The sequence below is a fragment of the Paenibacillus sp. HB172176 genome, from assembly GCF_011947265.1.
In the GTDB taxonomy this organism is placed as follows: domain Bacteria; phylum Bacillota; class Bacilli; order Paenibacillales; family Paenibacillaceae; genus Pristimantibacillus.
Map to the genome: position 1 here is coordinate 35,465 of NZ_JAATHD010000003.1, position 19,939 is coordinate 55,403.

General features: G+C 52.8%; 10 protein-coding genes. All 10 read left to right on the top strand.

Annotated elements, in window-relative coordinates; genetic code table 11:
• The first annotated feature begins 181 nt into the window (after positions 1-181).
• The 10 genes from HFP08_RS05350 (at position 182) to HFP08_RS05395 (ending at position 19,935) form a co-directional block, all read left to right on the top strand.
• Entirely contained in the window at positions 182-3,010 is a 2,829-nt protein-coding gene (locus tag HFP08_RS05350; protein ID WP_168119515.1) for a sugar-binding protein, read from the top strand.
• A gap of 154 nt (positions 3,011-3,164) precedes the next feature.
• Complete coding sequence (locus HFP08_RS05355; RefSeq protein WP_168119516.1) at positions 3,165-5,480, top strand: helix-turn-helix domain-containing protein; 2,316 nt, start codon at positions 3,165-3,167, stop codon at positions 5,478-5,480.
• Between the two features lie 294 nt (positions 5,481-5,774).
• Entirely contained in the window at positions 5,775-6,659 is an 885-nt protein-coding gene (locus HFP08_RS05360) for an ABC transporter permease subunit (RefSeq protein ID WP_168119910.1), read from the top strand.
• A gap of 20 nt (positions 6,660-6,679) precedes the next feature.
• Entirely contained in the window at positions 6,680-7,567 is an 888-nt protein-coding gene (locus tag HFP08_RS05365) for a carbohydrate ABC transporter permease (protein ID WP_168119517.1), read from the top strand.
• A gap of 63 nt (positions 7,568-7,630) precedes the next feature.
• Positions 7,631-9,202: an extracellular solute-binding protein gene (locus tag HFP08_RS05370; protein ID WP_168119518.1), complete on the top strand. Its 1,572-nt coding sequence runs from the start codon at positions 7,631-7,633 to the stop codon at positions 9,200-9,202.
• 16 nt (positions 9,203-9,218) lie between these two features.
• Positions 9,219-10,589: a sulfatase family protein gene (locus tag HFP08_RS05375; protein ID WP_168119519.1), complete on the top strand. Its 1,371-nt coding sequence runs from the start codon at positions 9,219-9,221 to the stop codon at positions 10,587-10,589.
• Positions 10,590-11,471: 882 nt separating this feature from the next.
• Positions 11,472-12,356 (top strand): ABC transporter permease, encoded by an 885-nt coding sequence (locus HFP08_RS05380; protein WP_168119520.1) that lies wholly within the window; start codon positions 11,472-11,474, stop codon positions 12,354-12,356.
• Positions 12,357-12,371: 15 nt separating this feature from the next.
• The gene (locus tag HFP08_RS05385) at positions 12,372-13,271 is read left to right on the top strand and encodes a carbohydrate ABC transporter permease (protein WP_168119521.1); all 900 of its coding nucleotides are present in this window, start codon (positions 12,372-12,374) and stop codon (positions 13,269-13,271) included.
• Between the two features lie 885 nt (positions 13,272-14,156).
• Positions 14,157-15,854, top strand: coding sequence for an extracellular solute-binding protein (locus HFP08_RS05390; RefSeq protein ID WP_481856537.1), 1,698 nt, complete (start codon positions 14,157-14,159; stop codon positions 15,852-15,854).
• A 124-nt stretch (positions 15,855-15,978) separates the two neighbouring features.
• A complete protein-coding gene (locus tag HFP08_RS05395; RefSeq protein ID WP_240941106.1) occupies positions 15,979-19,935 on the top strand; it encodes a X2-like carbohydrate binding domain-containing protein in 3,957 nt (1,318 codons plus the stop codon).
• Positions 19,936-19,939: the final 4 nt, after the last annotated feature.

The following is a 19,939-nucleotide window of genomic DNA, read 5'->3' on the forward strand; positions in this document are numbered from 1 at the left end:
TGGAGGGGCGGCTGCTTTCACGGACGTGATTATGCCCATGCAAGAAAATGATTATTCCCGGTTGCGCCCTGCGCATGGTAGCGTGTAGTCATTGGGCGCCCAATTTTTTCGTATTAGGAAAGGCGGCACATCTACTCGACACAAGGAAGCAAATCATTCCACGCATGAGAGGAGAAAAACAATGGGAAAACGGAAATGGCTGACACGTTCGTGCGCAATGCTGCTGAGTGTCGTGCTGGCAGCCTCAATCGGACTTGTTCCGCCGCTTCAAACCGCAAACGCGGCTTCGTTATTGTATGACGACTTCGAGGATGGAGACGCCGCAGGCTGGACGGTTGTGCAGGGAGGCGTCTTCTCGGTCGTGAACGACGGAAGCTCCGAGGTGTACAAGCTGTCTTACGTGAACGGCTCCTCCACGAATCAGTATGTGGTAAACGGCAGCTCGACCTGGACCGATTATGTATTGGAAGCGAAGCTGAACAACGGCTCGAACGACAATACGACAGGACTCTACGCCCGTTATCACGACAAAAACAATTTGTACGCGTTGAAGATCAGCACGAAGCACGATACGATTACGCTGTCCAAATCGGTGAGCGGAACGTATACGTCACTAGACAGCGCGTCCGTCACGCTGGATACGAATACGACGTATAAGTTGAAATTGTCAGTCGACGGCGATCAACTGACAGGCTATCTGGACGACGTGCAGCTGGTATCGGCCGTCGACAGCTCCTTCAGCTCCGGGAAGATCGGAATCGGCGGCTACAGCAAAGGAAACTACAGCTTCGACGATGTCAGCGTGTCGGATCCTGCTCCGACGGTGCAGACCTACACGGCGAAGAAGACGCTTAGCCCGCTTGAGATCGACGGCGAGTTGAACGAGAGCGTCTGGTCTATTTCCGAAAGCGTTTCCAAGGTGGTGACGGGCAGCGTAGACAATACGGTGACTTACGGCGCTCTCTGGGATGATCAGTACCTGTACGTAGGCATCAAGGTGCTCGATGCCAATCTCGTTAACGACTCAGGAAGCGACTCCTTCGACGACGACTCCGTCGAGTTGTTCCTTGATGCCAATCATAGCAAGGGGGCGACCTACGACGTATTCGATTGGCAGTTCCGCAAGCGATACAACGATAGCGGCCTATTCGAGCTGCATGGCGAAACGGTCGGCGTGAAGCATGCCTGGGCGGCGATCACGGGCGGCTATGCCGTCGAGCTGGCGATTCCATGGATCAACTTCGGCATTACGCCGACGGGGAGCCAAGTGATCGGCTTCGATATCGCCGTGAACGACGACGATGACGGCGCGACGCGGGATGGTCAGCTCGTATGGGCGGGCGAGGCGAACAATTATCAGAATACGTCCGCATTCGGCGATCTGGCTCTCAGCGCGGCGACCCTCGGAACAACGCCGACACCGCCAACGCCGCCAAGTCCCGTCGACCGCTATGTCACGCCAAGCGGCGCAGGCTCTAAGGACGGCAGCAGTTGGTCCAACGCGTTCGAAGGCGACAAGTCCGGCGGACTTCAGACGGCCTGGGACGCCACGGGCGTCACGAATACGCTTCATGTCGGAAGCGGCACGTACTCCGTGCCGCAGACGCTGACACTGAAAGGCGGCGGCACGGATCTGCAGCATATGAAGAAGCTGGTCGGAGCGGATACCGGCAGCGGATTGCCGGTGTTCGAAGGGGACTTCACGCTTGCGAACCAAGGCTCGCGGAAGTTCATCAATGTACCGCTTGGCGTCAGCTATTGGTGGATTCAGGATATCAACATTCAGAAGTACTTCTACGGCATCTACGCGAACGGCCAGCATGAAGGCATCCGCATCCTGAATGTGGACATGAGCGATATGAGCGACGGCGTGTATCTGTGGGGCAAGGCAACGCGGGCCAATCCGGACGCAGGCTCGCATGATATCGTGATCAAAGACAGCGATTCCGTGAATTACACGAAAAGCGCCGTCCGCTTCCGCAACGGCAACTACAATGCGAGCGTCATTAATTCCACAGGGGACGCCGGCGGTCAAGCGAATTGGACGAACGGTAATTTCCCAATGGGCTTTCGCATCGGCAACTCGCCGGAATCGCAATACATTTTCGACCATGACATCGTATTCCAGGATGTGACGAGCAGCAACAGCTGGCACGAAGCAGGCTCCAACTACTGGAACGGCGACGGCTTCGCAGCGGAACGCCAGACGTACAATCTGACCTATATCCGCAGCAAGGCCTTCGACAGCACGGACGGCGGCTTCGACGACAAGTCGCTCAATCCGGTATACATCAATACCGTCGCTTTCGGCAACAAGCGGAATTACCGGGTCTGGTCGCAGGGCAAGGCGATGTTCATCAACGCGGTCGGAGGCTACTCCTACAAGCGCGGCGGCAGCAGCGGAGCTCCCGGACTGTGGGTCGGCGGCACGGGTGGCAAGGCCGAGCTGTATTACAGCACCTTGTACAACGACACGAACAGAGAGATCGAACTGGACAATTCCACGAATCAAGTCGATGTATACCATTCGATTATCGGCACAACGACAGGCACCTCGCTCTATACGACGAATGGCGGGCAGTTTACGTCTACCAACTCCGACATGTATATAGCGGGCGTGCAAGGCGCCGATCCGCAATTCGTGAACGGTACGAATTCAAGCTGGGACGGCAACGGCAACGATTTCAACAGCTTGCTGTACGGCGATACGCTGGGCTACGTGAATCCGGGGCCTAACGATACGCCGTATACGGTGCAAATCAGCGTAAGCAGCTTATCGCTGGGCGCTTACGGGAGCCAGACAATCTCCGCCCAGGTGCTGGACGCGAGCAATAATCCGGTGGGGGATCCGGAGAATGTCGTCTGGTACAGCGATGACGCTTACTCCGCCAGGCTGCTCGAGTCGCGCGGTGAGAACGCCGTCGTACAGGGACTGACTGCGGGAACCTTAACCGATATCGTGGCGAATTACAAAGGCGAAGAAGCCAGAATTACCGTAACCGTCAGCTAGGCTCGCAAGCCTTCAAGGCTTTGCTCGAATTCTGGAGCGTTTACGATTTCAACTTAGGAAGAAAACGCGCCCCGCCGTCCCTGGACGGCGAGGCCGTTTCACCGTTCGGGAGCCTGTTTATTCAAGAACATGCTATACTTTACAGTAGAATGGATTGACTATCAGCGGGGATGTGGGGATCATCAGACTGACTCGATATTTGCGACGATTGATTGGTTTCAGCCTGCTCGTTGGCTTGCTACCGATTGCCGTTCTCGGCTTTTTTTCTTATTCGAAATCATCCTGGGATATTCAGGAGAAGGTCAACGAAGCGAACAGTCAACTGCTGCAGCAGACGCAGATGACCGTGGAGCAGACCTTGCGCATGATTCAGCATTCCGCAATTCGCTTCGCGAATTCACCTCTCGTGAACACGAGCATCGACCGCAAGCTGACTCCCGAGGATTTTCGCCTGATCGACGACATCCAGACCGAGCTCGCCGCATTGTCGGTCATGGAGATGGAAACATTCAATTCCTATCTCATCAACATCGACAATGATTGGTCGATCTCAAGGGAGGGCCTGTCCACGGCGGCCGATGCGATCAGCACGGAGGAAATCGAGTCATACGCGGGACTGCCGGAGAATGCCTATTGGGTAAGCGGAGCCACGGCGGAGGAGAGCGGAACCTCCGGTCAGGTCAGTCTGGTGATCAAGGTGCCGCTCAACTTCAGCAAGCCCAAGGGATTATTGGTCATTCGAACGTCGAGCCAGGATATCAATAAGCTCAGCTTGAAAAGCAAACGTCCGGGGAGCATTCTGCTACTGAACGAGCATAATCGCGTCGTGGCTGGGGATGACGAGGCGCTTATCGGCAAGGATTATTCCGAATGGGCGCCCATGATGGAAATTGAGAGCAAAGAAACCGAATCCGGCTACGTAGAGTCCCGCATGGGCGGAGACTTGTCTGGAATCTCCTTCATTAAATCAGGCTATAACGGCTGGACCTATCTGTCGATCGTGTCAATCAAGGACATAACGAGGGAGTCCCGCGTCATCGGCTGGGTGACGCTGGCGATGAGCTTATCGGTGATGCTGGTAACCGTCGCGATTGCGCTTGCGGGGTCGATACGCATGTACCGGCCGGTCCGCAGTCTGTATGATTTGTCGGCAAGCGTGAGCGATGCGTTGGAGCCGGTTCAACGAAACGCGGAAGAGTTCGGCATAATCGGAGAGCGAATCAAGCGGCTTGGCACGCTTCAAAGCCGAATGTCGGAGCAGCTTGGCAAACAAGTCGAGCAATTGAACGAGTTTTTCGTGATGAAGCTGCTTCGCGGAGAGCTCGGACCGGGCGAAATCGGGGAAGGCTTGAAGCGCTTCGGGCATGTCTTGGATTGGAAGCAGGTCTGCGTGCTGGCGCTGCAAATCGATACGCTCGAGCATACAGCCTACGACGAGAAGGATCGTGATCTGATGCTGTTCGCGATGAAGAATATCGCGGGCGATTTGACGGCTCCCGAAGAGAGGCTGAGCACCATCCTGACCGGGCAAACCCTCATGGTCGTGCTTGGAGGAAATCTTGAACAGGAATCGGCTTTCAAAGACCATATCTATCAGCGCGCGGAAGCGCTGCAGCATGCGATCAAGCATTACTTGAAGCTGAAGGTCAGCATCGGCATCAGTAGAACGCATCCGTGTCTTGAAGATTTGCCGACAGCCTATCGGGAAAGCCTCGAAGCTTTGAAATACCGCGTAAAGCTGGGCTTCGAATCGATCCTGTTCATTGGCGATATCGAGCTTGGCGCCGGGAGACATGCGTATCCGGAGCAGCTCGAGCAGCGGCTTTTGGACGCGTTGAAGCAGACGGATGCCGAGCAGGCGCATCTTCTCTTGAACGAATGGATCCAGGAAGTATTCGAGAGCGAATCCCGACTGGATGAATACCAGCTTTCGCTGGTGCGTTTGCTCATTCAATTGATGCGGGTCGTTCAGGAATCGGGCGAATCGCTTGGCATGATGGATTTGGAGAGCAAATCGATTATTTCAAAGCTGTTCGAGCTCTCCACCAAAGAGGAGATCAGACAATGGTTCACGGATTCGGTCATTGACCCCATCATAAAGCTGCTGGACGAGAAACGCACCGCGAAGCACCGAAGCATTGCGGACGATGTGCTGCGAATGATAAGGGAGGAATACGATACCGATCTGACGATGGAATCCTGCGCGGACCGGCTGCAGTATCATCCCAGCTATATATGGAGGGTGCTGCGCAAGGAGGTTGGTTTGAATTTCAGCGATTATTTGGCGCAGCACCGACTGAAGGTCGCCAAGGGATGGCTTCAGGAGACGGATATGACGATCACGGAGATCGCGGAGAAGCTTCGCTATAATAACGCGCAAAACTTCATTCGTTACTTCAAGAAGATGGAGGGCGTGTCCCCCGGCAAATATAGAGATCATATTCGCAACGAAGAAGCCTCGCGAGCCTAAGCGCTCGCGGGGCTTTATCTTTGCGCTGCCATTCGCGGCGCCGGCGATGCCCATGTGCGATGCTCATTAGCGTGACCGGGCGATTCTGGCAGACATTCTGCGGATTATCGGGGGGCGGATCGTCCGAGGCAAGTAGATGATTATTTACGGTTATGGAAGGCGGATGCTACAGTTTAGGCGTAACGAAGAGAGAATACGCCGCTGAGGTGAAGACTGGAGAGGATACCATTGGCTGTAATCGAAGAGCGAGCCGTTCAAGCGGAGCGCACTGGCAAACCCCGAACGCTGCGCAGAATGGCGGGCGATCGCTGGCTGTATATTCTGTTGCTTCCGGGGCTGCTGTATTTTGTTATTTTCAAATATATTCCGATGTGGGGCGTAAGCATTGCTTTGCAGCAGTACAATCCGTTTCTCGGCATGATGAAGAGTCCCTGGGTCGGATTCGAGCATTTCGAGCGATTGTTCAAGGATCCCGATTTCTTCATGCTGCTGCGCAATACGCTGCTCATCGGCATGTATAAGCTGGTGTTCTTCTTCCCGGCGCCGATCGTCATCGCGCTTCTGCTTAACGAGCTTCGCAGACAGCTGTTCAAGCGATTTGTGCAAACGATGATCTACATTCCGCATTTCATGTCCTGGGTCGTCGTCGTGGCGATATCGTATATGCTGCTCACGACCGAGGGCGGGGCGGTCAATAACCTGATCGAGCAGCTATTCGGCGAGAAGATTAACTTCCTGCTTAGCAGCGAGTGGTTTCGGACGATGTTCATCGGCCAGATTATTTGGAAGGAGACAGGGTGGGGCACAATCATTTTCCTTGCCGCGCTGTCGGGCGTCGACGCGGAGCAGTACGAGGCGGCGGTTATCGACGGAGCAAACCGTTTCCGTCAGTTGTGGCATATTACGCTTCCCGCGATCCGCGGAACGATCGTCATCTTGCTGATATTGCGATTGGGCGATTTTCTGGATACCGGCTTCGAGCATGTCTACTTGCTGCTGAATCCGATGAACCGCGAGGTCGGGGAAGTATTCGACACCTATGTGTACACGCTTGGCCTTGCCCAAGGACAATTCAGTTACAGCACGGCGGTCGGGCTGTTCAAATCGCTCGTCGGGCTCGTTCTCGTCGTGTCGGCGAATTATATCGCGAAGAAAGCCGGGCAGGAAACGATCTACTAGAAAAGGAGGCTGCTCGCATCATGAGAGCATGGGTTGGACGAAAGTCGATCGGCAGTAAGCTGTTTGACGGCTTCAATTATATATTCCTTACTTTGTTTGCTTTATTTACGGTCGTGCCGTTTCTTCATATCCTGAGCGTGTCGCTGTCAGACGCGCAAGCCCTGAAGGTGAAGGCGTTCATTCTGCTGCCTACCGACTTCTCGCTGGATGCGTACCGTTACATCTTCTCATTGGAAACGGTGCCGCGCAGTCTGTTGGTTACCGCAGGCATCACCGTGGTGGGAACGGTCGTCAATCTCGTCTTCACGCTGACGATGGCGTATTCGCTTGCCAGGAAGAGCCTGGTCGGCCGTCGCTCAATCATGCTGGTCGTGCTTTTCTCCATGCTGTTCAACGGCGGCATGATTCCTACTTATCTGTTGATTCGGCAGCTCGGCATGCTGGATACGTACTGGGCGTTGCTCCTGCCGGGGGCGATCAGCGCGTTCAATCTGATCATTATCAAAAACTTCTTCCAGCAGCTTCCGCCCGGCCTTGAGGAATCGGCGAAGATTGACGGGGCGAACGATGTCGCCATTCTGTTCCGAATTGTGCTCCCGCTTTCGCTGCCGGTCATCGCGACATTTACATTGTTCTACGCGGTGGGCCATTGGAACACGTTCTTCACGGCTATTATGTATATGAACGATACCTCGAAGTGGCCGATTCAGGTCGTGCTTCGCCAGATCGTCATCGTCTCCTCGCAGCTGGGGGAGTCGGCTGAATTCGATGCATCCGAGATAAGCTCGCTTTCCGAATCGATCAAGATGTCCGTCATTGTGGTGGCAACGCTTCCTATCCTGCTGCTGTATCCCTTCCTGCAGAAATATTTCGTCAAAGGGGTACTGCTCGGATCGATCAAAGGGTAGGTAGGAGGCTTCCATATAAACAAAGAAAACATATTCAGCTATTCAAAGGGAGGAAAAGAAAGCATGTTAACAAGCAAAGGAAAATGGAGAAAGACATCCTCGATGCTGCTTGTCCTGGCAATGGCGCTGTCCGTAACCGCGGGCTGCTCTCAGAATGGGTCAAACAATGAAAAGGGCAGCACGCCGAGCAGTACGAATGGCCAGGAGTCAGCCAATCCGCAGGAAACGGCCAAATCCGAGGAGCCGTTCAAGCTTAGCGTCATGGCGATGACCGCGAGCGCCGAGACGCCGAAGGACGACAATGAAATTCTGAATGCGCTGGAGGAGGCGACTGGCACGCAATTGGATTTCACCTGGGTGCCGAAGGCGCAAATCGACGAGAAGACCAATCTCATGCTCGCTTCCGGCGATTTGCCCCAGCTTATGTACATTCAAAGCTTGAAGTCGCCGAGCATCATCAGCGCTGCAGAGTCGGGAGCCTTCTGGGATGTAGAGCCTTATTTGGGCGATTATCCGAATTTGAGCCAGGAAAATCCGAGCATCGTGAACAATATTCGCATCGACGGCAAGCAGTACGGCATTTATAAATACAGCAATCTGGCCCAGGTCGGCGTCATCTATCGTAAAGATTGGCTGAACAATGTCGGCATGGAGGAGCCGAAGACGCCGGATGAATTCTACGAGATGCTGAAAGCGTTCAAGACGGAGGATCCGGACAAGAACGGCAAGGACGATACTTACGGCATGGTCTACTATAAGGAATCCTTTCTCTCCTTCTTCCGCATTATCGCGCTCTGGTTCGGAAGTCCGAACATCTGGGGCGAGGATAAGGACGGCAACCTCGTTCCCGACTTTATGACGGACGGCTACATGGAGGGCTTGAAATTCATGAAAAGGCTGTACGACGAGAAGCTGATGAACCAGGACTTTGCCGTCGTGGACAGCGGGAAAGGGAATGAATTGTTCATCACAGGCGTCGCCGGAGCTAATTTCGGATCGGTGGGCAATGCGAACGCCTGGCAAACCAATGAGAAAATCACCGCGCAGAACGGAGAGGTCGACATGTTCAGCACGCTCGACGGAGGCTTCGGTCCGCGCGCAAGAGCGTCGGGCGGTTATCTCGGCGTATACATGATTCCGAAGAAAACGGTCAAAACCGAGGATGAGCTGCGCAAGGTGCTGCAGTTCCTCGACAAGCTGAATGAGCAGAAGGCGCAGGACCTGCTCGAATACGGCATTGAAGGCAAGCATTATCAGTTGGAGAACGGTGAGGTCAAAGTACTCGACAAGGAGCAGTTGCTCAAAGACAGGCTCGATCTCAATCAGCTTCAGCTTAAGACCGTCAATCACTTGACGCCGAAGCAGAATTCGGATTTCGGCAAGAAAATGGAAGCTCTGGTGCAAGCGAACGAGAAGGTGGCGGTGGTTAATCTTGCTGAGGCGTTCATCTCCGACACGTACTCCAAACAAGGACAGCAACTGGACAATATGCGCTATGACATGATGGTCAAATTTGTGATGGGTCAGATCGACGAGGCCGGCTATAAGGCGGAGATCGACAAGTGGCTGCAAGCCGGAGGCAGCGCCGTCATTCAAGAACTGAACGACCAGTATCAGAAATTCAAGAAGCAGTAAGCGGGAGCGGAATGCCATGATGGAAACGGAACGCAAAAAGAATGTAATCTGGATTTTCGGCGACCAGCAAAGGGCGCAGGCGCTTAGCTGCAACGGCGATCCCAATCTGTTCACGCCCAATATCGATACGCTCGCTGCTGCCGGGGTGAACTTCGTGAACGCGGTGTCGGGTTCTCCGCTGTGCTGCCCGTTCCGAGGCTCTCTGCTCACCTCCAAGTATCCGCATAAATGCGTGCCCGCGCATCAGGCTCGGCTGCCGGAGGGGCAGCGAACGATCGCGAATGTCTTCAGCGATGCGGGCTACGACACCGCCTATATCGGGAAATGGCATCTCGACGGCTTCGACGAGAAGGAGGGAAGGGCATCCCGCCATATTGTTCCGCCCCATCGCAGGGGCGGGTTCCGCTACTGGGTCGGCTACGAGAACAATAACAGCCCTTGGGATTGCTGGGTTCACGGAGGGGAAGGCGAGGAAGCCTTCCACTACAGACTGCCCGGCTACGAGACGGATGAACTGACGAGCTTGTTCATCGCATATATCGAAGAGCAAGGCCGAGAACGGCAAGCCGAGGAGCATGTTTCCGCAGAGTCGGGAGGATCGAAAGCTAAGCGCGGACCGTTCTTCGCGGTGCTGTCGGTGCAGCCGCCGCATAATCCGTATTATGCGCCGGAGCGAACGATGCGCGGCCATTCACCTGCAAACCTGACTCTGAGGCCGAACGTGCCGGATGTCGCCCGCGTACGGGAGCAAGCGAAGGCCGAACTGCCGGGCTATTATGCGATGATCGAGAATCTGGACTGGAATATCGGGCGGATTCGCAAGGCGCTGTTTGATTCTGGGCTCGCGTTCGATACGCATATCGTCTTCTTCAGCGATCACGGCGATATGCATGGCTCCCACGGACAATTCCGCAAAACGAGTCCCTATGAGGAATCGATTCGCGTTCCCTTCATCATCAGCGGCGAGCAGCCGCACTACGAGCAGCGATGGAACGGGAAGAGCGCCGCCTTGGTCAATCATGTCGATATCGCCCCGACCACGCTTGGATTATGCGGCATTGATGCTCCGGAGTGGATGGACGGGACGGATTATTCCGGTCATCGACTGGGCTGGCGCAAGAAGAATGAGCAGGATTCCGTTTATTTGCAGAATCTGGATCCACGCGCCAATGTGGATAAGCCATGGCGGGGCCTGATTACTAAGGACGGCTGGAAGTACATCTGCTTCGAGAGCATGCCGTATCTTATGTTCAATTTGAACGAGGATCCTTACGAGCAAGCGAATTTGGCCCATGATCCCCAATTTGCCAAGAAGCGGCAAGCTCTGAACGAGCGGCTTCGGCAATGGGTGCGGGATACGGATGACGAGTTTCAATTGCCTGTCTAGCCTCTCAATTGCTTCTTGAGTAATGTCAATCTATGACAGCCTATTATGACATTCTAATTAAACACGCATTAAACGCGGTCGCTCATCTTCGAATGGCCGCGATAGAGGTTTTCTCTTGAGCGCTTCCTGCTGTTGACAGGTGAAACAAACCGTCACGGCGGGAGGCTTTTTTTGTACGGATATGATTTGCAATCTTTTTGTTCATGTTTGCGCATGATCGCAGCGGACCGTAGATACGCTATTTCAGCAAAATGAGCCGTTTTTGTAATTTCACGGACAGAGATGCCGCTATTTTCGAAAAAACAGCGATTATTTTGATTTTTTGAGTAAATATAGGCTCGTCCGCTAAAACGAAAAAAATTCGTATTTTGTAATCATATCAGCGCCTTCTGTGTCCGTTTGCTTACCACATAAGAATTTATAAGTTTTCGGAGCTCCAAACTTACAAATTCTGATTGGCGATAAAACCTACCTCATGCTTACGAAGTTGCTTTGCTCCGCAAAGCTTTAGGTCGCTCATCTTCGAAAGGCCTCGATAGAGGTTTTCTCATTTCTGGACTTATGGAATTTCTGTTATTGCTCCTGCAATCTGAAAAGACTTCCCCCAACGGCAATCGCGGCGAAATGTACGTTTTACGGGCATTTGACCGCTTCGAAACGGCTTAATTGTACGCCAAAACACTTAGATGTACCTATCCAGCTCCCGTCCGAATCCTATAAAATCGGTCGTGTAGAAAGCGCTGTCACGACATCAAGGCAGGTTGCTGAGGAGGGGACGATCTGAAGAAAGAACTGGTTTTAAAGAAAACGGCATCAACGCAAGCCGCCGCCATACCGACTTATTCTAAAAAACGCGGCTTATGGGAAGAAGCAGTCAGAAGTATGAAGAAGCATTGGCAGCTCTATTTGATCACGATTCCGCCGCTTCTATTTTTCTTGATATTCAAGTATTATCCGATGGCGAATGCGGTGCTTGCTTTCAAGGATTTCAACGTCATCAAAGGCATTTGGGGAAGCCCATGGGTGGGCATGAAGAACTTCAACTTGTTCTTCGACAATCCGATGTTCTGGCCGCTGGTCAAGAATACGATATACGTCAGCGGATATTTGCTGATCGCCGGATTTCCGATTCCGATTATTCTGGCGTTAATGCTGAATGAAATTCGCAACGGACGCTTCAAACGGTTGGTGCAGCTCGTGTCCTTTGCGCCCTATTTTATTTCGACAGTCGTCATGGTATCGATCATAATGCTGTTTCTGGCGCCAAGGCTTGGATTTGTAAATGTGGCGATGAATCATTTCGGACTGGATTCGATTAATTTCCTCGGCGAGCCGGGCATGTTCCGATCGATTTACGTCTGGTCCGATATTTGGCAAACGGCTGGATATACCTCCGTCATTTATTTGGCGGCGCTGGCCGGCATTGATCCAACCTTGTATGAAGCCGTCAAAGTGGACGGCGCATCACGCATTCAGAAGATTATACATGTGGATTTGCCCGGCATTCTGCCGACCATCATGATCGTTTTGATTCTGAACGTGGGCAGCGTCATGGCAATCGGCTTCGAGAAGATCTACCTGCTGCAAAATCCGCTCAATCTCGTCAATTCGGAGATTATTGCCACCTATGTGTACAGCGTCGGATTGCTGAACGCGAATTACAGCTTCGCAACCGCGGTAGGCTTGTTTAATTCAGTAATCAATCTGTTCTTGTTGGCATCGGTCAACTACTTGGCAAAACGATTCTCGAATACGAGTATTTGGTAAAAAAGGAGTGCTAGCATGGCAGCAACGAAACAAACCATACGCGATTCAGCAAGCGATAAAGTATTTCTGTTTTTCATCTACGTCGTTCTCAGCCTGGTGCTGGTCGCCGTAATTTACCCGCTTATTTATATTTTGAGCAGCTCGATCAGTTCTCCGGCGGCCGTCACCTCGGGCAGAGTATGGCTGTGGCCGGTGGATATATCCTTCAGAGGTTTCGAGGTGCTGTTCAAGACGCCGCAGATTATGACAGGCTACGGCAATTCCATCTTCTATACCTGCGCCGGAACGTTGATTAGCGTATCGCTGACCATCATGATTGCTTATCCGCTATCGCGAAAAACCTTCTTCGGCAGAAAAGCGCTGATGATGATGATTACCTTCACACTGCTGTTCAGCGGGGGGCTCATCCCTATGTATATGGTCGTGAAGGAGGTCGGCTTGATCGACTCGAGATGGGCGCTGCTCATCCCGAATGCAATTTGGGTATGGCAGGTTATCATTGCGCGGTCCTTCTTCCAATCCTCGATTCCGGATGAGCTGTTCGAGGCCAGCGAGATGGACGGCTGCAGCGATTTGAAGTTTTTGCGGAGCATCGTCATTCCGTTGTCGATGCCGATTATCGCCGTGCTCGTGCTGATGTATGCAGTGGGGCAATGGAACGCGTATTTCGACGCATTGATTTATTTGAAGACCGCGGATTTGTTCCCGTTGCAGCTCATTCTAAGGAGCATCATCATCCAGAACAACAGTGCCGGAGGTCTGAACGACGCGATGAAGCAAGTGGAGAGGCAGCAGCTTGCCGAGCTGTTGAAATATTCCTTGATTGTCGTTGCGACGCTTCCCGTGCTCGTTATTTATCCTTTCGTTCAACGCTATTTCGTCCAGGGGATGCTCGTCGGTTCGGTGAAGGGCTGATGGGGCGCTTCGGTATAGGTTGAGTCGAAATCGGCGGCTGCTCGGCTGCAACCGCTTGCGGTGCGGTTGTCGGCAAGTCTTGCTTCGCGAGTGAGAGCATCCGGCTGGAGTTAGGCAGGAAGCGCAGGCAGGCAGGCGGGCTGTCGATCGGCAGCGACTTTGGCGGTGCAGCTAGGAAAGCTAGGAAATGCAGGCTGATTGTCCGCGTGATGAGTGGAAGCTCGAGCCGCAGGTGTACTTTTTGCACCTGGAGTGTGGAATGAGCGAGTTTGTAGGGCTGCAGGTGTACTTTTTGCACCTGGAGTGTGGAATGAGCGAGTTTGCAGGGCTGCAGGTGTACTTTTTGCACTTGGAGCATGGAATGAGCGAGTTTGGCAGGTTGTAGGTGTACTTTTTGCACCTGGAGTGTGGAATGAGCGAGTTTGTAGGGCCGCAGGTGTACTTTTTGCACTTGGAGCATGGAATGAGCGAGTTTGGCAGGTTGTAGGTGTACTTTTTGTACCTGGAGCTAACAATGGGCTGACTCGTAAGTCGAAAAATCCGACTTGGAGAGGCGCATCTGAGCAAAACGAGCGCTGTAAGTCGGAAAAACCGACTTGGAGGAGCGCACCTGAGCAAAACGAGCGCTGTAAGTCGAAAAATCCGACTTGGAGAGGCGCATCCAAGCGCAACGAGCGCTGCAAGTCGAAAAATCCGACTTAGAGGAGCGCATCTGAGCAAAACGAGCGCTGCAAGTCGAAAAATCCGACTTGGAGAGGCGAGAAGCGAAGACAGCGATGGACCACATTGAAAGGGGTGAGGCTTATATCTGTGGTGAAGGTTGGAACGCAATCAATGGATGTTTGACTGGAAGACTTACATTAATAAAAAAGGGAGCGAAAAACATTGAAAAAGAGAATGGTAAGCCTATTCGCGCTTATAATGTCCGTATCACTTGTGCTTGCGGCATGCTCGGGCGGCAATAACAATAATTCGGGAGGAAACAGCGGCTCGTCGCCAACCTCTTCCTCGACAAACACGGATTCCGGCAATGGCGGACAGTCCGACAAACCAGTAGATATCAGCGTCTTTGCCGTTCAGGAGCAGGGCATCGATCTTGACACGAACAAATTCACGCAATTCGTCGAAGACAAATTCAACATCAACTTCAAATTCGAGCTGAATCCTTCCGACGGAGCCAAGGAGAAGCGTCAAATCTCGCTCGCGAGCGGCGACTATCCCGATGCGTACATCCTGACAGCCTATGTCGATCAGTTCTCGCAAACGGATGTGTTGAAATACGGCAAGCAAGGCGTATTCGTTCCGCTGAACGACCTTATCGATCAATATGCGCCGAACATTAAAGCGGCTATGGAATCCAACGCCGATTTGAAAGCGTTTAATACAGCGCCGGACGGCAATATTTACGGCCTCGTATCCTATTCGCAATGCTTCCATTGCTCTTATCCGAACAAGCTGTGGCTGAACACCTCATGGATGAAGAAGCTCAATCTCGAAACGCCGACGACGCCGGAGGAATTCAAGAAGGTGCTCGAGGCGTTCAAGAATGAAGATCCGAACGGCAACGGCAAGGCTGACGAAGTGCCGCTGAGCGGCTCGACGGAAGACTTCGGCGTGCGCGTGCTGCCGTTCCTGATGAATCCATTCGTCTATGACGACGACCGCAACTATCTGAATCTGACCGACGGCAAGGTGGAGTCGGCCGCGATTAAGCCGGAGTGGAAGGAAGGCTTGACTTATGTGAAGTCCCTCTACGATGAAGGCCTGATTGATCCGGGCGCGTTCACGCAAAATGCGGAAGCCTTCAAGAAAATCGGCGAAAACGCCGATGTGCAAATTCTTGGCGCCGGCGCGGGCATGCATCCGGCCATCTTCGTCAATATCGATCAAGGCAACAAATATTCGGCCGATTATAATCCTCTGGAGCCTCTGACAGGCCCGGACGGCAAATCTTATGCTACGCATGACAGCGGCGGTGTCGCGCCAGGCGCGAAATTCGTCATCACGAACAAAGCAAGCAAGGAAGCTCAGATCGCTCTCATCAAGCTTGTTGATTATATGTACACATGGGAAGGTCAGACGAATGCGGCTTCCGGCATGAAGGGTATTGACTGGGAAGATCCGGGTCCAGACGATGTTGCGCTTGGAGAAGGCGTAGAAGCGAAGATCAAGCCGATTCCGGCAAAAGAAGGCGAAGCGCCGCGCAACGCGGGCTGGAGCGGCATGGGCCACTTCTATATGCCTTCCGAGTACAGAGACAGCTTCGTTCAAGGCACCGATATTTATGATTCCAACGCCTATGAGCGCAGATTGTATGAAGCGACGCTGCTTTATCAAGGCCACGAGCCCGAGGAGCTCTTCCCGATCTGGTCCATCTGGGTTGATCCGGCTGAAGCGGATGAAGCGAGCATCCTGCAAACCAACATTAAGAAATACGTAGAGCAGAACGCGCTTCAATTCGTAACGGGCAACAAGGATCTCAACAAGGATTGGGATGCTTACGTCAAGGGGCTGAAGGATTTGAAGCTGGATCGTTACCTGGAAATTTTACAGAAGGCTTACGACGCTTCGACTCAATCATAAGCATGAACAACATCTGGCGCTTTATTGCATAATAGAGCGCCAGATTTTTATTGAAATTCAAAGGAAGTTATTTTGTTGTATGCACATGAATTGCATTTTGTTAACCCAAAAGGAGATGAATGATGTGGCGAGAGTGTTCAGAGGATGCCGGACAAGCGTGCTGGTTTTCTTATTGATCGCTGCTCAACTGGGATTTCTGACATCAACGGCAAAGGTTGCCCATGCAGCGAATAATGGACTGGGCTCGCAGCCCTATATGGGCTGGAGCAGCTATAGCATGCAGGTGTACAGCAGCAATAATCAGTGGATTTCGGCGGCGCAGATCAAAGCGCAATCGGACGCGATGCACAGCACCTTGCAATCGCATGGCTACGAATACATTAATATCGATGCAGGTTGGAATGGAGGGATGGACGGCTACGGCCGTCCGATTCCCAGCACAACGCTCTATCCGGACGGCTTTCAGGATGTCATCGATTATGTGCATGCCAACGGGCAGAAGATCGGCATTTACGGCATTCCGGGTTTGTCGCCGCAAGCGTATGACGAGGATCTTCCGATCTACGGAGCGCCCGGGTGCAGCATGCAGGATATTGCCGCTCAGCCGCTCGCGCAATCGGATTATTGGGGATTGGGCTACAAGATTGATTTCTCCCAGCCTTGCGCGCAAAGCTACATTGATTCGATCGCGGATTTGTACGGAGATTGGGGAATCGACTTCCTGAAATTTGACAGCGTGACGCCCGGATCGGGCATATCGGATCTTTCTCTTGACGCCAGGGATGATGTGGCGGCTTGGTCGGAAGCGCTCGAGCCCTACGATATTTGGCTGGAGCTGTCATGGGCGCTGGACATCAATTACATTGATACATGGAAGGAATACGCGAACGGATGGCGGGTTGACTGGGATATTGAATGCTATTGCGGCACGTCCGGTCTAACAAGCTGGAGCAGCATTGCGAGGCTGTTCCCAAGAGCTGAGCAGTGGTGGCGGCATGCGGGGCCGGGAGGCTGGAACGACTTCGATTCGTTGAACGTCGGCAACGGCTCGATGGACGGCATCACGCAGGATGAGCGCCGCTCGGCGATGACGCTGTGGGCGATATCCGCCGCCCCGCTCTATATCGGGAATGATATGACGAATCTGGATTCCTTCGGCATCAGTCTGCTTACCAATGACGAGGTCATCGCGGTGGATCAAGCCGGAAAACCGGCAAGACCGATCTCGACCGATACCGACCAGCAAGTCTGGTATGCCAATAATGGAGACGGGAGCTTCACGGTCGCTCTGTTCAACCTGGGAAGCTCGGCGGCGACTGTATCCGTTGACTGGAGCGAGATAGGAATCAACGGTTCGGCAGATGTGCGGGATTTGTGGAGCCATACGGATCTCGGCACGTTCGCGACCGGATACAGCTCTGTCGCATTGGCCTCGCATGCTTCCCGTTTGTTCAAAGTGGAGCCGGTAAGCGGCACCGTATCCGCGAATGATGATGATCATGGATTCGTGTACAGCGGCGATTGGCTTCGCAACGGCGACAATGAAGAGATAGGCGGTACGCAAAATTTGCTGGTATCGGTTTCCGATTCAAGCGTGAGCAACAGCGAGCTTTCCGTAGTTGAAGCAAGCTTCAATAAGAAGACAGCCGCGCAGTCGGATATCGAGACCGATTTGACGCTTAATGGCAATACGCTGAGCGGCATATCGAACGGAGGCTCAGCGCTTGCGAGCCCAACGGATTATAGTGTATCCGGCAATACGGTGGCGATCAAGAAAGAATATCTTTCGGGATTGCCGACCGGAACGACGGAGCTGCAATTCAACTTCAGCGCGGGAGATTCCGAGCTCCTCTCTATCGCGATTAGCGATACGACTAACGGAGTAATCAAGACAGTGAATGACGATGATGGCGATATCGCCTATACGGGCTCTTGGCAGCGAAGCTGGGATCGCGGACTTGGGGATGTGAACGACGATGTTCATTATACCGAAACGAATGATGATTTCTTCGAATATACGTTCACGGGCACGGGCATCGAGCTCATTTCCGAGAAGGATTCGTCGCAGGGCAATGTAGATATCTATCTCGACGGGATATTTCAACAAACGGTGAATACTTACAATGCGAGCCGGCTGGTTCAACAAACCGTTTATTCGGCAACGGGCTTCAGCGAAGGCGTGCATACGCTGAAAGCCGTGAAGAAAACGGGCACGTTCATGCTGCTCGATCAACTCAAAGTCACAAAGCCTGACTTGATTATACCGGATGAAGGCAGCTTTAATAAGAAGGTTACGGCGCAGGCGGACATCACTGTCGCAATGACACAAGGAGGTCCCGGCGTGACCGGAATTGCAAACGGCGGCGCTGCCTTGACCTTGGGAACCGATTATGCAGTATCCGGCAACCTTGTCACGATCAAGAAGGAGTATATTGCCGTTCAGGATACAGGAACAACCCGCCTAACCTTATCCTTCGCCGGGGGCTTGACGCAGACGCTGAGCATTGAAATCCGCGATACCTCGGTGCAGATGATTCCCGTTAACGATACTAACGAATCAATTGCTTATTCGGGAACATGGGGCTATAGCTGGAGCAGGGGATTGGGAGATTATAACGATGATGTCCATTATACGGAGAATAATAATGACTTCTTCACCTACACCTTCGACGGCACGGGGATTGAGCTGATCACAGAGAAGGATTCCTCGCAGGGCGAAATTGACATCTATCTCGACGATGTATTCCAGGAAACGGTGGACACGTATCATGGGAGCCGCCTCGCTCAGCAAAGCGTTTATGCGGCTGGGGGGTTGACGAATGGCTCGCATACCTTGAAGGCGGTCAAGAAGTCGGGCGCCTACATGCTGCTCGATCAGTTGAAGGTCACTTCACCATCGGCAGTGCTTAACAGCGGGATAAGTCCTTCTACAGTCAGCTTTGATCAAAATACGACAGAATCATCGGATCTCGCCGCGAGCATAACGTGGAACGGCAATGAGTGGAGCGGAATCAGCAACGGCATGACCGCCCTGACGGAAGGGGAAGATTACATGCTGTCTGGCAGCGAGCTCCTCTTAAAACAGCACTATTTGGCGACTTTGCCTGAAGGGATGACGAATTTGACGATTGCCTTCACGGGAGGATCCCCTCAGACGTTAACGGTCGTCGTGAGCAATTTCGCAAGAGGACGATATGTGACGGTGAACGATGCGGACCCGGGCATTTCGTACGCGGGAAATTGGCAGCACAGCCGAGTCAGGGGCTTCGGCGATTACAAAGACGATGTTCACTTTACAGAGAATAATGATGATGCAGTTGAGTTTACCTTTACGGGAACCGGCATTGCAATGACCAGCGAGATGGATACTGCGCTAGGAGAGATTGACATTTATCTGGACAATGTGTTCCAACAAAGCGTCAACGCTTATAACAGCAGCAGACTTGTGCAGCAGCCTCTCTATCATGCAACGGGATTGACTTTCGGCTCCCATACCTTGAAGGCTGTGAAAAAATCGGGCTCCTATATGCTGCTTGATCAATTGCTGGTGAAGAAGGACGATTTATTCGCTCCGGATACAGCAGACTTTGACAAAAATAGTTCCGAACAACAAGACATTACGGTAACTTTGGCGGTTGACGCCGATAACCTGATTCGGGTTTCGAACGGGACTAGCGATTTGACTCAGGGAGTTGATTATACGATTTCCGGAAACCAGCTTACCGTGAAGAAGCAATACCTGGCGGGGCAGTCCGTCGGCACTTCAGTGCTCAGCTTTACCTTCGAGAGCGACTTCAAGCAGGATGTGCATTATACGGAAACGAACGACGATTATTTTGAATATTCATTTATTGGCACAGGAGCGGAGCTTGTCGGCCCGAAAGGCCCGCTGCAGGGGAATATGGACGTGTATGTGGACGGCGTATTCCAGGAGACGGTGAACGCTTATCAAGTCATCCGGAGCTCGGGACAACCGCTTTATTCTATTTCGAGTCTGACGGGTGGGGCGCATACCTTGAAGGTAGTGAAGAAATCTGGAGCTGTGATGCTGACCGATCAAATTAATTATTTCGTTTCCTGACAGA

Bases quoted from the DNA above. Each gene is read 5' to 3' on its own strand.
- HFP08_RS05350 (WP_168119515.1), top strand. From the start codon at position 182: ATGGGAAAACGGAAATGGCTGACACGTTCGTGCGCAATGCTGCTGAGT.
- HFP08_RS05360 (WP_168119910.1), top strand. From the start codon at position 5,775: ATGGCGGGCGATCGCTGGCTGTATATTCTGTTGCTTCCGGGGCTGCTG.
- HFP08_RS05365 (WP_168119517.1), top strand. From the start codon at position 6,680: ATGAGAGCATGGGTTGGACGAAAGTCGATCGGCAGTAAGCTGTTTGAC.
- HFP08_RS05380 (WP_168119520.1), top strand. From the start codon at position 11,472: ATGAAGAAGCATTGGCAGCTCTATTTGATCACGATTCCGCCGCTTCTA.
- HFP08_RS05385 (WP_168119521.1), top strand. From the start codon at position 12,372: ATGGCAGCAACGAAACAAACCATACGCGATTCAGCAAGCGATAAAGTA.
- HFP08_RS05370 (WP_168119518.1), top strand. From the start codon at position 7,631: ATGTTAACAAGCAAAGGAAAATGGAGAAAGACATCCTCGATGCTGCTT.
- HFP08_RS05375 (WP_168119519.1), top strand. From the start codon at position 9,219: ATGATGGAAACGGAACGCAAAAAGAATGTAATCTGGATTTTCGGCGAC.